The 13,486-nt window shown below is 55.4% G+C and carries 13 protein-coding genes and 1 pseudogene; 5 read left to right on the top strand and 9 right to left on the bottom strand.

What is annotated here, in order from left to right; all coding sequences use genetic code 11:
- The first annotated feature begins 21 nt into the window (after positions 1-21).
- The gene (locus tag HED65_RS03290) at positions 22-969 is read left to right on the top strand and encodes a zinc-dependent alcohol dehydrogenase family protein (protein ID WP_114977418.1); all 948 of its coding nucleotides are present in this window, start codon (positions 22-24) and stop codon (positions 967-969) included.
- Between the two features lie 3 nt (positions 970-972).
- On the opposite strand, the gene HED65_RS03285 is transcribed toward HED65_RS03290, so the two are convergent.
- The gene (locus HED65_RS03285) at positions 973-2,007 is read right to left on the bottom strand and encodes an AI-2E family transporter (protein ID WP_114977417.1); all 1,035 of its coding nucleotides are present in this window, start codon (positions 2,005-2,007) and stop codon (positions 973-975) included.
- Between the two features lie 133 nt (positions 2,008-2,140).
- Here HED65_RS03285 and HED65_RS23020 point away from each other — a divergent pair.
- The 4 genes and pseudogenes from HED65_RS23020 (at position 2,141) to HED65_RS03270 (ending at position 5,354) form a co-directional block, all read left to right on the top strand.
- A pseudogene (locus HED65_RS23020) lies at positions 2,141-2,311 on the top strand (protein YdgV).
- Positions 2,312-2,428: 117 nt separating this feature from the next.
- Positions 2,429-2,791 (top strand): multidrug/spermidine efflux SMR transporter subunit MdtJ, encoded by a 363-nt coding sequence (gene mdtJ / locus HED65_RS03280; protein ID WP_114977416.1) that lies wholly within the window; start codon positions 2,429-2,431, stop codon positions 2,789-2,791.
- Positions 2,778-3,107, top strand: a complete 330-nt coding sequence (gene mdtI, locus HED65_RS03275; protein ID WP_114977415.1) for a multidrug/spermidine efflux SMR transporter subunit MdtI — start codon at positions 2,778-2,780, stop codon at positions 3,105-3,107. Before mdtJ ends, mdtI begins: the two co-directional genes overlap by 14 nt.
- Before the next feature lie 84 nt (positions 3,108-3,191).
- Complete coding sequence (locus HED65_RS03270; RefSeq protein ID WP_114977414.1) at positions 3,192-5,354, top strand: bifunctional diguanylate cyclase/phosphodiesterase; 2,163 nt, start codon at positions 3,192-3,194, stop codon at positions 5,352-5,354.
- Position 5,355: 1 nt separating this feature from the next.
- On the opposite strand, the gene HED65_RS03265 is transcribed toward HED65_RS03270, so the two are convergent.
- The 8 genes from HED65_RS03265 to puuC form a co-directional block, all read right to left on the bottom strand.
- Positions 5,356-6,177 carry a trypsin-like serine peptidase gene (locus HED65_RS03265; protein WP_114977413.1) on the bottom strand — a complete coding sequence of 274 codons (822 nt, stop codon included), beginning with the start codon at positions 6,175-6,177 and terminating at the stop codon, positions 5,356-5,358.
- Between the two features lie 102 nt (positions 6,178-6,279).
- Positions 6,280-6,363, bottom strand: coding sequence for a small membrane protein YdgU (ydgU, locus tag HED65_RS23015; RefSeq protein WP_021241182.1), 84 nt, complete (start codon positions 6,361-6,363; stop codon positions 6,280-6,282).
- A gap of 92 nt (positions 6,364-6,455) precedes the next feature.
- Entirely contained in the window at positions 6,456-6,869 is a 414-nt protein-coding gene (gene asr / locus HED65_RS03260; RefSeq protein ID WP_114977412.1) for an acid resistance repetitive basic protein Asr, read from the bottom strand.
- 175 nt (positions 6,870-7,044) lie between these two features.
- Positions 7,045-7,569, bottom strand: a complete 525-nt coding sequence (locus tag HED65_RS03255; protein ID WP_411266772.1) for a thioredoxin fold domain-containing protein — start codon at positions 7,567-7,569, stop codon at positions 7,045-7,047.
- A gap of 173 nt (positions 7,570-7,742) precedes the next feature.
- Entirely contained in the window at positions 7,743-9,230 is a 1,488-nt protein-coding gene (locus HED65_RS03250) for a carboxypeptidase M32 (RefSeq protein WP_114977410.1), read from the bottom strand.
- A 150-nt stretch (positions 9,231-9,380) separates the two neighbouring features.
- Positions 9,381-10,652: a 4-aminobutyrate transaminase gene (puuE, locus tag HED65_RS03245; protein WP_114977409.1), complete on the bottom strand. Its 1,272-nt coding sequence runs from the start codon at positions 10,650-10,652 to the stop codon at positions 9,381-9,383.
- A gap of 25 nt (positions 10,653-10,677) precedes the next feature.
- On the bottom strand, positions 10,678-11,958 hold the full coding sequence (locus HED65_RS03240) for an NAD(P)/FAD-dependent oxidoreductase (protein ID WP_114977408.1): 1,281 nt from the start codon (positions 11,956-11,958) through the stop codon (positions 10,678-10,680).
- Complete coding sequence (gene puuC / locus HED65_RS03235) at positions 11,955-13,448, bottom strand: aldehyde dehydrogenase PuuC (protein ID WP_114977407.1); 1,494 nt, start codon at positions 13,446-13,448, stop codon at positions 11,955-11,957. Before puuC ends, HED65_RS03240 begins: the two co-directional genes overlap by 4 nt.
- Positions 13,449-13,486 lie beyond the last annotated feature (38 nt).

Genomic DNA, 13,486 nt, shown 5'->3' with positions numbered 1-13,486 from the left:
GTAATTAGCCGTGAGATCGTAATGGAAAACCTGGCCCTCTGGTATCGACGTTTTGGCGAGCCAGATTCTGTTCTGCAGCCGGAAACAGCGCCATTGGGCGAGCTTGCACCGGGTCATCTTCGTGTGCAAATGCTGTTTTCCCCGGTGAACGCGTCCGATCTTATCCCCATTACCGGAGCCTATCGCCACCGGACGCCGCTACCAGCGGTGGCGGGGTATGAAGGCGTCGGGATTGTGACCCAGGCGCCAGCCCCTTTCTCGGGGCTGGTGGGCAAGCGCGTCTTACCATTACGGGGGCACGGAACCTGGCAGCGCTATGTTGATTGCCCGGCTGAGTATGCGATCCCGGTTCCGGACAATATCGACTCACACCTGGCCGCACGGGCCTATATCAATCCGCTGGCGGCGCAGATGATGCTCGCTCACTACCCACCACAGGGAAAGCGAGTGTTGCTCACGGCTGCCGGTTCTGATTGTGCCATTCTGCTCGGGCAGTGGGCGCGCCAGAGGGGCGCGCAAGCGGTATACGGTATTCACCGCTCGCGTGTACATGCTGAAAGGTTGGATGCGATGGGGATCATACCTGTCGCACAACAGGACACGCAGAAAATCGGTGCTATCGCTGCGTGTGCCGACGTTGTTTACGATGCGACCGGAGGAGCGCTTGCGGAAGCAATCCTCAACGTGATGCCTGAGCAGGGTGTGTTTGTCTGCTACGGACTGCTCTCCGGGCAAACCTTCCGTCAGCAGCGCCCCATGCCGCGCGTGGCATGGTTTCATATCCGTAACTATCTCGATGCGCTCAGCGTGGAGGCGTGGCATGCCGAATTCGAACGCATCTGGCCGCAGTTGCGTGGTAGCCAGTACAGCCATGCCACGGTATACCCTCTGACGGAATGGCAGAGGGCGCTAAGTGCGTACCGTGAAGGTGGTAGGATCGGCAAGCCGATCCTGTCGATGATGGCGTGACCGCTATTGATGGCTCATATCGCTCAGCAGCACGGCGATGCTTTGTCCACCTGCTGTCTGTTCCAGACCAATCTTCACGATGATGGTCAGCGGAACGGAAAGCAGCATCCCAACCGGACCGAGCAGCCAGCCCCAGAAAATAAGGGATAAAAAGACCACCAGTGTGGACAACCCCAGTCCGCGCCCCATCATCCGTGGCTCAAGAATGTTGCCGAACACCAGATTAATCGCCAGGTAGCCGGCCAGCAGAATCAACGCGTCATAGAACCCGCTGAAAACCAGCATCTGAAGAATAGGGGGGATCGCTGCCAGCACGGAGCCGATGTTAGGGATGTAGTTAAGCGCAAACGCCAGTAACCCCCAGACAAATGCAAAGCGGACATCCAGCGCCATGAGCATTCCCCAGACCACCCCTCCTGTGACCAGGCTAATGGCCGTTTTCAACACCAGATAGCGGGAAACGCTGTCCAGTGCGCGTTGAATCGCCCCCATGCCTTCAACCGGACGGACCATGATCTGCTGCAGCTTTGTGGGAAGCTGCGGCACCTCCAGTAACATGAACACCACCGTTAAGAACAGCAGGAAAATAGAGGTCATGGCATTGGAGAGTTGCGCCAGCAGGCTGGTGACAAGCGTCATGGCCGCATTGGGGTCGATATATTTCAGGAGTTCCTCAACCGAGACTTCTATGCCTGCACGCTGCAGCCAGGGTTCAATCTGCAGGAGCGGTATCGCCAGTGACGAACGGTATTTCGGCAATGTTCGCGCCAGTTCATTGAGCGAGGTCCCCAGGTAAGCGACGAGCAGGACCATCGCAAAAATAATGATGCTGATAAGCAGAGTGATCGCCAGCACGCGCGGGATGCGTAACCGTGTCATGCGCTGTACCAGCGGGTTAAGGATCACCGCAATAAACAGCGCCAGAATAAAGGGGACAATGATGTCGGCGGCAAAACGAACGCCTGTCAGAATGATCACCAGCATACCCAGCATGATGACAATTTTTAACCCGTTCAGGGTAATGATGGGTTTAGCCATGGTGACTCCGGAATAATCTTTTTATTTATAATAAATGCGAACCCCGTTGAAATAAACTAACCAAAATCAAACGGGATGGGTAAAGAATTGCAAAGGCTTTGAGTAAAATCCTGGCTTATGGTACAAATCTGGCGTGTTTAACTACCGAGGACAATTTTGATCCGCAAAGACGAGAAGCAACACCGCGGATAATTGTAATTTTATGGACAATTTGTTCAGGACGTACTTTTCAAACAATACTGTTGTATTTTCCTCTTCCTTCTGCCTGCTTTCTGGTGAGCAACACTGGCGCACCGCACTATAGTCACATCTTCTGCCTGAGCTGGCGCTACGCGCTTAGCTGTCTGATTTAATTTCATATTTTTTGGTTTGCTGCTCGCGGCGGGCCACAATGGATTATATTCTCAAGCAGGAGAAAAACATGTTTTACTGGATTTTATTAGCTCTGGCTATTGTCGCTGAAATTACCGGCACGTTGTCTATGAAATGGGCAAGTGTCAGCGATGGCAACACCGGTTTTATTTTAATGCTGGTGATGATTTCACTTTCCTATATTTTCCTCTCATTTGCGGTGAAAAAAATTGCGCTGGGTGTGGCCTATGCCCTGTGGGAGGGGATCGGTATTTTGCTGATTACGCTGTTCAGCGTCATGATATTTGACGAAACACTTTCCACGATGAAGGTTGCCGGGTTAACGACGCTGGTCGCGGGTATTGTGCTGATTAAATCGGGTACCCGTAAACCGACAAAACAGCAGAAGGAGCAGAACCATGCAACAGTTTGAATGGGTTCATGCGGCCTGGTTGGGTTTAGCCATCGTGCTGGAAATTCTGGCTAACGTCCTGCTGAAATTCTCAGATGGTTTTCGCCGTAAAGTATATGGACTGATGTCGATTGCTGCGGTTCTGGGGGCATTCAGTGCCCTGTCCCAGGCGGTAAAAGGTATCGACCTTTCTGTTGCCTATGCGCTGTGGGGAGGGTTTGGTATCGCCGCCACGCTGGCAGCAGGCTGGGTGCTCTTCGGTCAGCGTTTAAATAACAAAGGCTGGGTAGGACTGATATTACTGCTTGCTGGTATGATCATGATAAAACTCGCCTGATATACTGACAGCCATTATTTACAGGCAGCGAAATTCGCTGCCTGTAGTACTCTTAGAAAAGCATAACATTGAAGAGGATGGCTGATGTATCGCACATTGACCTGGCGCAATATTCCTACTGCGAGAACATTGTTTGCCATGATCTTCATCGCGGGGATCGGCTTAATCATTTCCATTGTCGCACTGCTCTATTTATCTCTGCACCTTATCAGCACGAAAACCAATGAAATTGACGAACACCGTTCGGCACTTTCCGTGCAGGGTGCTATTCAGACATCCGTCAACCGGGTCTCCTCGCTGGTCCTGGATAACGCCGTCTGGGACGATGCGGTACACGAGACGTACCGTCCAACGCTGGATCCCAACTGGCTGTATAACACCTGGGGCGCTGGCTTTAAAATTAACAACCTCTATGACGGCACTTTCGTGCTTGATGAACACTTCAATGTCATCTGGGGATCGTTTCAAAGCCAACCGTTCAAAGAGACGAACCTTGATTTTTTTGGCAAAGGCTTCAAAGGGCTTATTAACCAGTACGGACAAGCTCTGTCCAGTGATAAAAATATCTATGCGGGGATCACCCGAACGCGTAACGGCATTGCATTTGTTGGTATAGGGCTGATTCGCCCGATGGTTGGAGATTTACAGGCTACCGATGGAACACGCCGCTATCTGGTGATTACGCGTCACCTGAACGCGAAAATATTATCCGATCTGGGGGCGACCTTTCAGATTGATAACCTCAACTTTACCCCTGAAAAAATCAATAATCTGAGTATGCCCTTGCACAGTTCAGCAGGCGAGTTACTGGGATATCTGAACTGGCAGGCACGTCTTCCGGGGGCACAAGCCGCTCAGGCTGCATCGTCTGATATTACGCAGATTGTAGTGCTGGCATCGGCGTTGATCCTGCTCTTCATTCTGGTGAGCAGTGTGGGGCTGTACAAACTTGCGCGTGGAGAAAATCAGGCGCGTCTGGTCGCGAGAACGGACTGGTTAAGCCATCTGCCGAACAGACGTGCGCTGATCGAAGACCTGGATCGCGTGAGTTTACGCGGCGATATTGACGTCAAAAGCGTGGTGTTTATCGATCTGGATGGCTTTAAGGATGTCAATGACATCTACGGCCATAGCGTGGGTGACGATCTCATCGTGGTGATAGCGAAAACGCTGAATGAACGCGTCCCACCGGGAGGGATGCTGGCACGCATGGGCGGCGATGAATTTGCCATGACCATCGGCGGTGATGGCGCGGAAGCGCAGGCCACTGCGTTTGCCCGTTCGGTGCTGGATTTTCTTAACATCCCGATTCGGCTGGGGGAGCGCACAATCCATATCGGCGCCAGCATAGGTATTGCCAGCGGCACCCTGATCGAATGTACCAGTACTGAGCTGTTTCGCCGTGCGGATATTGCCATGTATCACGCCAAAATGAGTGGAAAAGGGCGCATCACCCACTACGACGCGGCGCTGAACAGTGCCCGTGAACGTAAGCTGGCGATTGAGAATCAGATCAGAAGCGGCCTGGAGCGCGATGAGTTTGAGGTCTGGTACCAGCCAATTATTGACGCTCACAGCCAGAAAATGAGCAGTGTCGAAGCGCTGGTTCGCTGGCCGCGTCGACCGGGCGGGCCACTTGGCCCGGACACCTTTATCACCATTGCAGAGACCAGCGGTTTGATTTACAAACTGGGCCAGTTTGTCTTGCAGCGGGCTTGTCAGGATCTGGAGCCATTCAGTGAGTTAAAACTCTCTGTGAATATCTCTCCTGCACAATTTCGCGATCCCGAATTTGAAGACAAAGTGGCCAGTGTGCTGGAGACCACGCGTTTCCCGGCCAACAGATTGCAGCTTGAAGTAACAGAGACCTATGTGCTGGAAAACCCGGAGCGTGCCCGCATGGCAATAGCCAATCTTAAAGCGCTTGGAACCGCGGTGGCGCTAGATGATTTTGGCACGGGCTATTCCAGTATTGGGTATTTACGGCGTTTTAACTTCGACACCATTAAGATTGATAAATCACTGGCCGGGCTGGTGGGCAACGATGAACAGGCGGCAGCGCTGGTCAGCGGCACAGTGCGGATCGCCAATGCGCTGGGCATGGCGGTGGTGGCGGAAGGGGTGGAAACCGAGAAACAAATGAAACTGCTACGGCTGGCTGGCTGCGATCAACTGCAGGGTTTTTGGTTCAGCCAGCCGATGCCAATTGAGTCAATCAGAGAATTACATCAGATCAGGCAGTGCTGATTTACTGTTGCGCCAGCGCTTCCAGCTTGTCGCGAAAACCGGTAACAGACAACGCCCGGTTATCTGCGCGCCAGCGATCTTTCGCCGCAGGCGCGGAGCTCTGGACGCCAATCAATTGCCAGCCGTTATCCGTTTTCAGCATTAACGGCGAACCACTGTCACCCGGCAACGTATCGCACTGATGCGAAAGCACGCTGGTTTGTGCCCAGCCCGTCACAACACAGTCGGTGTGAGTGTAAAGCGCATCCAGATGATCAACGGGATAACCTGACTGCGTCACCTTGCGGTCGGCGGTTTTGAGCGCGGCGGTAAGTGCGGCTTTATCTCCGTCAAATAACGGCAACGGTGTAATACCTGAAGGCGGGTAGCGCAAAATGATCAGGCCAAAATCCCATGAGGCGGCTGCCGGTGGCACTATCCAGCCATCACCATCGGGTTTCAGGCGTTTGCCGAGAGAGGGATCTACCCGGCCTTCGATGCCGTGGATCTCATAGCGCCATATTCCTTTTTGCGACACAAACCGCAAGGCAACCGCTTTGTCTGGCTTGCCGTTTGGCGGAGTCAACAGACAGTGACCGGCCGTCAGGGCAAGTTGCGGGGTGATTAACGTCGCGGTACACAAGTTACCGCTGGCGGTTTCCAGTTGCCCTATCGCATCCCAGGGCGACTGGGTCGGATCGGTGACGCGAGTCCGGTCATCATGACCGAAAAAAAGCGTTTTTAGATCTTTCGCGCTAATGGTGTCATCACCGCCATCATCCGCATGTGAAAATCCAGAAAAAAGACCAAACGTTCCCAGTAACAACACAACAGATTTACGCATATCACACTCTGGTGGGGGTAATTATGATTATTAAAAGTGAACCCTAAGAAAATACTATAGACGGGACAGCGCTAAAGTGGGAGTAAAATCAGCGTGCTACAATCAGGAAAGATAAAAATGGCTTGCGATGAGCGCGCATAAAATAAGCAGGATCAGGATCAGCTCAAACCGATAGCGTCGCAGCATACGCCCTCCGGATAAAAAAACGGCGCGGAACCTGTTCCGGTTCAGCGCCGGTTTACCAACGTGCCCCGAAGGGCACGATTAAGCTTGTACTCTTACGCAGCTGGCTGTGCAGCTGGTTTAGCAGCTTCGTGTTTTACTGCTTTTTTGTGGTGCTTTTTAGCGGCCTGAGCTTTCTGCTCTACAGCTGGTTTGGTCGCTTTTTTGTGGTGGTGCTTTTTAGCAGCCTGAGCTTTCTGCTCTACAGCCGGTTTAGCGGCTTTCTTGTGGTGGTGCTTTTTGGCAGCCTGAGCTTTTTGCTCGGTTGGTGCTGCGGTTGCAGGTGCAGCGGCTTCTTTTTTCACTGCAGCTTTATGATGTTTCTTATGGTGAACCGCTTTTGCTGGAGCAGCAGTAGTGGTTGCAGCTGGAGCGGCAGCCGGTGCAGCGGTTGCAGTAGTTTCAGCAGCAAACGCAGCAGAAGACAGACCCATAGCAGCGGCAACAACCAGAGCTAATACTTTATTCATTCTCATACCCTCGAATTTGGTTTTTCATTTAACCCCACTGCGGGGCCGTTGAAATAACTATATCCCTGTAAATTCGAGGTTTCCGTGAGTGATTGGTATCGCTGTGTAACGGAATGTACAAAGCAGGGATGGGGTGTACGGACAGGGCCAGCGCCGCTGTCCGTTCAGGCCAGCGTTATTTCTTGAGTGCGGTCAGAATCGCGGCCGGAGACTGACTGCCAATGATGGTGCGTGACTCAGGCTCGATCACCACCATAACGGGCGTAATGCTCACGCCCAACCGTTCAGCCAGCGCTGATTGCCGTGTGATCAATTCGGAGCAGGCTGCGGTGGTGTCGTTGTCAGGTAAAAAACCCGCCATCGCTTTTTGCAGGCTTTTGGCCTTATCGGTTGAACACCAGACGCGCCCCATATCTTCAATGACCGAGTCGCGAATGGCCTTGGGCGCAACGGTCAGAAACGACATCGTCAACCCGGCATCCGTATACTGCTTAACGTTTTTCACCACATTGCTGCAGTAGATGCACTGATTATCAATAAACACCAGCAGCTTGTATCTCTCCACGGGAGCCTGAAACGTGATGGGCTGGAGATCTGTCAGTGAGCGGGTAATATCATTGAATGCATCTTGTGGTGTGTTATCCGTGGCCGCGAAGGTACTTAAACTCGTCGCACACAGAATGGCTAACATCGTTTTCATTATGCCTTTCATCATTCATCCCTTTATTTTGTTAATCCCTGTCTGATAGCGGTTTAATTATTTGACAAGGAAACGCAGTAATACACCAGGTCTGATCAAAAAGGTATGTGCTAAATCATCGTCTTATACAAAAAAGGCGAGGGGATAGCCGGAGCATGCTCCGGCTGGAAGGATTACAAATAACGCGAAGTCAGGTGTTCCCGGAAGTAACGGATATTCAGGTCTTCGCCCGTTGCCTGCGTAATGAGTTGCGATGTCGTAAAGCGGCTACCGTGCTGCCAGATGTTCTGACGCAACCAGTCAAACAGAGCGGAAAAATCGCCATTCGCGATGGCAGACTCCAGACCTGGAAGCGCGGTCTTTGCTGCATGGAAAAGCTGTGCAGCATACATAGCGCCTAGCGTGTATGACGGGAAGTAACCAAAACCGCCGTCGGTCCAGTGGATATCCTGCATACAGCCGTTGCGGTAGTTGTCTTTGGTGGATAATCCGAGCCAGGCCTGCATTTTCTCATCCCACAGGGCGGGAATATCGTCCACTTCGATCTCGCCATTGATCAATGCACGCTCAATCTCGTAGCGCAGCACGACATGTGCCGGGTAACTCACTTCGTCCGCATCGACGCGAATATAGCCCGGCTTCACGCGCTGGTTCCAGGCAATAAAGTTCTCTTCACTGAACGCCGCCTGGCTGCCAAAACGGGCGTGCACTGCAGGGAGGAGATGTTTGAGGAAGGCCTCACTGCGGCCGAGTTGCATCTCAAAGAACAGGCTCTGAGATTCATGGATGGCGGTGGAGCGCACCAGAGCGATAGGCTGTCCTGCCCACGCGCGCGGCAGGTTTTGTTCGTAGCGGGCGTGCCCGGTTTCATGAATCACACCAAACAGCGCGCTGAGCAGTTCATCCTCGTCATAGCGCGTGGTAATTCGCACATCTTCCGGTACGCCACCGCAGAACGGGTGCGCACTGACGTCCAGGCGTCCGCCGTTAAAATCGAAGCCCAGCATCTGCATAGCTTCCAGCCCCAGCTCACGCTGTGTTGCTGTCGGGAAGGGGCCTTGCGGTGGAACAAACGAACGCTGCGCCTGTTTTTCCACCACGTTTGCCAGCAGGTCCGGCAGCCAGGATTTCATATCGCCGAACAGGACGTCCAGGCGGGCGCTGGTCATGTCGGGCTCAAAAATATCCAGCAGCGCGTCGTACGGCGTACAGCCTTTGGCTTCGGCCCGCAGGCGAGCCTCTTCGCGGCTGAGTTTGACCACCTCTTTCAGGTTGGCAGAAAAACCCTGCCAGTCGTTAGCGGGGCGCTGCGTGCGCCAGGCGTGCTCACATTTACTGCCCGCCAAAGACTTCGCTTCTACCAGCGATTCTGGCAGCAGCGAAGCTTGCTGATATTGACGCATCATTTCGCGCAGGTTGGCTTGTTCGATATCATTCAGATCTTCATCTTCCGCCGCCGCTAACAGGTCACCGACTTTTTTATCCGTCAGGATCTGGTGCTGCAGGACGCTCATCTCCGCCAGCGCCTCACCGCGCGCGGCGCTGCCGCCTGGCGGCATCATGGTGAACATGTCCCAGCTGGCGATGGAGGAGAGGTGCGAGAAGCGGGAGAGGCGCTGGAAGGTTTTCACAAGTGACTGATAGGCTGATGTTTTTTGCAATTCTTATTTCCTCTTGCCAGGGATGTGTTTCAGGGAGCATACAATGAAACAGACCAAATTCCCCAACATTTCCCACGCGGAGGAAATCTATGCAGACCTCCTCCGTTGAAACCGTCGCCGGCATTCCGGCAGACGGTTTTCGGTGGGCGCTTAGGCCTTATCACGCATAACCTGCTGCAGGATCGCCAGCGCCTGGGTGAACTGGGCGTCCAGAATGGTCAGCGGATAAAGGAAGCGGATCACGTTGCCGTACTGGCCGCAGATCAATAACAGTAGGCCTTGGGCGAGCGCCTTTTGCTGGATCGCCTGCGCGATGGCGGCCGAAGGTTCGTGGCTCTCGGGATCAAAAAACTCCGCCGCAATCATCGATCCTCTACCCCTTATCGCCACGAGCGCAGGGAAGGTGCCCTGAATCTCCTCCAGCGTGGCTTTCAGTCGATCCCCCAGATGACGGGCGCGCGCGCACAGTGACTCGCTGTCGATAATATTCAGCACCGCGTGCGCGGCGGCCACCGCCAGTGGGTTGCCGGCATAGGTCCCCCCCAGACCGCCGGGAGCCGGCGCGTCCATGATCCCGGCGCGGCCCACCACGCCGGACAGCGGCATTCCGCCTGCCAGGCTTTTAGCCATCGTCATCAGGTCGGGCTTGTCCGCGTAGTGTTCCATGGCAAACAGTTTACCCGTACGGGCGAAGCCGCTCTGCACTTCGTCGGCAATCATCACGATCCCGTGCTCGTCACAGATGCGGCGGATGGCGGCCACCAGCTCTGGCGGGGCGACGTTGAATCCGCCTTCACCCTGAATGGGTTCAAAAATAATCGCCGCCACCTGTTTCGCCTCAATATCTGCTTTGAACAGGCGTTCTATCGCCGTGACGGCATCCTGCGTCGTGACGCCGTGCAGCTCGGAGGGATACGGCACGTGATAAACCGATCCCGGGAAGGGGCCAAATCCCAGTTTGTAGGGCGCGACCTTGCCGGTTAACGCCATAGTCATATAGGTTCGGCCGTGAAAACCTCCCCCGAAGGCAATCACACCCGGTCTGCCGGTGTGGGCCCGGGCGATTTTAATGGCATTTTCCACCGCTTCCGCGCCCGTTGTGAAAAACGCCGTTTTGGCCGGGCTCTGCACCGGGGCCAGCTCGTTAATTTTTTCGGCTAATGAAACGTAGCTTTCATACGGCACAATCTGGTAGGCCGTGTGGGTGAATCGGTGAAGCTGTTTTTCCACGGCAGCCACCAGTTCAGGATGACGATGGCCGGTATTCAGTACCGCGATCCCGGCGGCGAAATCAATATAGTCGTTGCCTTCCACGTCGGTAAGCGTGGCATTCTCCGCCGTGCGGGCAAAGAAATCACACATTACGCCTACGCCGCGCGGGGTGGCAGAAAGTCTGCGCTGATGAAATTCCTGGTTACTCATGTCAGATACCCTTTTGTCGAAACGATCATACGCCAAGACGATCGCGCAGGCTGTAATAAGCCGCGCCCATCGCCGTGAATGGAATCCGCAGGCTGCGGCCGCCCGGGAAGGGGTAGTGCGGAAGGTTGGCAAACGCATCAAAGCGCTCAGCGTCCCCGCGCAACAGTTCCGAGATCAGCCTTCCGGCCAGGTGGGTGCAGGTCACGCCGTGGCCGCTGTAGCCCTGCATGTAATAGATATTTTTATCCAGACGACCAAACTGCGGCATACGCGACAAGGTCAGCAGGAAGTTGCCTGTCCAGCGGTAGTCGATTTTGACGCCTGCCAGCTGAGGGAAGGTTTTGAGCAGCTTTGGCATCACCAGGCGCTCGACATCATCCGGATCGCGTGCGCCATAGACGACGCCCCCACCGTATAGCAGGCGGTTGTCGGCGGTAAGACGGTAGTAATCCAGCAGGTAGTTACAATCCTCCACGCAGTAGTTATTGGGGATCAGCGAGCGGACGACCTCTTCCGGCAGCGGGGCGGTGGTCACCACCTGGGTGCCGCAGGGCATGCTGCGTTTTGCCAGTTCCGGTTCGATCTTATCGCCCAGATAGGCATTCCCGGCGACGATCACGTAGCGGGCCGTCACCTGCCCATGCTGCGTGCTCACCACGGCCGGGCTGGTGTGCTGAATGGCGGTCACCGGGGACTGCTCATACACCCGCCCGCCGTTCAGGCGAATGGCGTCCGCTTCGCCGATCGCCAGGTTCAGCGGATGAATGTGCCCCCCGCTGTGGTCCAGCAGCGCGCCGGTATAGCGTTCGCTGTCGACCTCCCGGCGGATGGCGCTGGCGTCCAGCAACTCCAACTGCGTGTTGCCGTAGCGTTCCCAGTTGGCTTTTTGCTCCTCCAGCGTCTCCAACTGCTTATGGTTTAGCGCCACAAACAGCCCGCCGGGACGATAATCGCACTGGATCTGATAGCGCTGGATACGCTCCCGGATGATTTCCCCGCCTTCAAACATCATGCTCCCGAGGACTCTGGCGGCATCGGGTCCGTAGTTTTTCTCGATCACGTCGATATCGCGGCTGTAGGAGTTAACCAGCTGGCCGCCGTTGCGTCCGCTGGCGCCGAAGCCGATGCGCGCCCCTTCAAGGAGCACCACGTCGTAGCCCATTTCGGCGAGATGCAGCGCGGAGGAGAGGCCGGTATAGCCGCCGCCCACCACGCACACGTCACAGCTGATGGACTCGTTAAGCGTCGGGAAAGGTTCGTAAGCGTTCGCGCTGGCCGCGTAGTAGCTTGTGGTATGTTCGGTCATGATTGAGGCTCCAGGGCAATCCAGATGGTTTTCAGTTCGGTAAATTTTTCCAGCGCGTGCAGGGATTTATCGCGACCGTTACCGCTCTGCTTATAGCCGCCAAAGGGAACGGTCATATCACCGTCGTTATAGTTATTGACGAAGACCGAGCCTGCTTTCAGGCGGCGGCTCATGCGGTGCGCGCGGGAGAGATCGCGGGTCCATACCGCCGCGCCAAGCCCGTATTCACTGTCGTTGGCCAGCGTTAGGGCTTCCTCTTCGGTTTTAAATCGGGTGACGACCAGCACCGGCCCGAAAATCTCTTCCCGGCACAGCGGGGAGTCAGGGTCGAGGTCGACAAAAATGGTTGGACCGACTGCGGAAGGCCATGATTGTTCCCGCCCGTCCAGCAGTAGCGTGCCTTTCCGGGTTCCCTCGCGAATGAACGTGTGGACGGTATCGGCGTGCGCAGCGTCGATGAGCATGCCCATCGTGCTGTCAGGGTCGAGCGGATCGCCAGGCTGCCAGTGACGGGCCTGAGCTTTCAGCCTTGCCAGGAACTCATCGGCGATGCTGTCTTCGAGCAGCAGGCGGGTACCGGCGATACAGACTTGCCCCTGGTTATAAAAAATCCCGGCGGCGGTCGCGCTCACGGCCTTGTCCAGGTCCGGACAGTCGGCAAAGATAATGTTGGCGCTCTTGCCGCCTGCCTCCAGCCAGACGCGCTTCATGTTACTTTCTCCTGCGTCCTTCAACAGCTGCTTGCCGGTACGGGTAGAGCCGGTAAACGTCAGCACCTCAACCTCCGGATGCAATGCCAGCGCCTGGCCCGCTTCGTGGCCGTAACCGCTTATCACGTTCAGCACGCCATCCGGCAGGCCCGCCTCTTTCGCCAGCCCGGCCAGCCGCAGGGCGGTGAGGGGCGATTTCTCCGACGGTTTCAGTACCACGCTATTACCCGCGATCAGCGCCGGGCCCAGCTTCCAGCAGGCCAGCAGCAGCGGGAAGTTCCAGGGGACGATGGCCGCGACAACCCCGATGGGTTCGCGCACGATCATCGCCAGCTCGCCCGGACCCGTAGGCGCCACTTCGCCGTAGACTTTATCTGCCGCTTCGGCGTACCAGCGAATGGCGCGCGCCGCGCCGGGAATATCGTCGCGCAGGCTATGGCGGATGGGTTTACCGGTGTCCAGCGTTTCCAGTAAGGCCAGCTCTTCGCCGTGGCGTTCCATCAAATCGGCGAGCTTATTTAGCACAGCCTTGCGCTGCGCCGGAGAAGCTTGCGACCAGTCACCGCGCTCAAACACTTCACGCGCGGCCTGAACCGCACGGTCCACGTCCGCCTGCTTGCCCCGGGCCACGTTCGCCAGCGTCTTTTGGGTCGCGGGATTGACGGTTTCAAACGTGGCATTATCGGCGGCGTCACAATAGGCACCGTTAATAAATAACCGGGTCTCAATAGCGCTGTTTTTTGCTTTATCCTGCCAGTAAGTCAGGTGCTGAAAATGCATATTCACTCCTTTCTTTCGCAATCAGATAAATAAAGGCA

The sequence above is a fragment of the Pantoea sp. LS15 genome (genome assembly GCF_012241585.1).
GTDB lineage: Bacteria > Pseudomonadota > Gammaproteobacteria > Enterobacterales > Enterobacteriaceae > Enterobacter.
The sequence above is the reverse complement of the archived record's forward strand: the minus strand, read 5'-3'. Positions and strand labels throughout refer to the sequence as shown.

What these genes read in the sequence shown, in the direction of transcription:
- HED65_RS03290 (WP_114977418.1), top strand. Translation starts at nt 22, where the DNA reads ATGGAAAACCTGGCCCTCTGGTATCGACGTTTTGGCGAGCCAGATTCT.
- HED65_RS03285 (WP_114977417.1), bottom strand. Translation starts at nt 2,007, where the DNA reads ATGGCTAAACCCATCATTACCCTGAACGGGTTAAAAATTGTCATCATG.
- mdtJ (WP_114977416.1), top strand. Translation starts at nt 2,429, where the DNA reads ATGTTTTACTGGATTTTATTAGCTCTGGCTATTGTCGCTGAAATTACC.
- mdtI (WP_114977415.1), top strand. Translation starts at nt 2,778, where the DNA reads ATGCAACAGTTTGAATGGGTTCATGCGGCCTGGTTGGGTTTAGCCATC.
- HED65_RS03270 (WP_114977414.1), top strand. Translation starts at nt 3,192, where the DNA reads ATGTATCGCACATTGACCTGGCGCAATATTCCTACTGCGAGAACATTG.
- HED65_RS03265 (WP_114977413.1), bottom strand. Translation starts at nt 6,177, where the DNA reads ATGCGTAAATCTGTTGTGTTGTTACTGGGAACGTTTGGTCTTTTTTCT.
- ydgU (WP_021241182.1), bottom strand. Translation starts at nt 6,363, where the DNA reads ATGCTGCGACGCTATCGGTTTGAGCTGATCCTGATCCTGCTTATTTTA.
- asr (WP_114977412.1), bottom strand. Translation starts at nt 6,869, where the DNA reads ATGAATAAAGTATTAGCTCTGGTTGTTGCCGCTGCTATGGGTCTGTCT.
- HED65_RS03255 (WP_411266772.1), bottom strand. Translation starts at nt 7,569, where the DNA reads ATGAAAACGATGTTAGCCATTCTGTGTGCGACGAGTTTAAGTACCTTC.
- puuE (WP_114977409.1), bottom strand. Translation starts at nt 10,652, where the DNA reads ATGAGTAACCAGGAATTTCATCAGCGCAGACTTTCTGCCACCCCGCGC.
- HED65_RS03240 (WP_114977408.1), bottom strand. Translation starts at nt 11,958, where the DNA reads ATGACCGAACATACCACAAGCTACTACGCGGCCAGCGCGAACGCTTAC.
- puuC (WP_114977407.1), bottom strand. Translation starts at nt 13,448, where the DNA reads ATGCATTTTCAGCACCTGACTTACTGGCAGGATAAAGCAAAAAACAGC.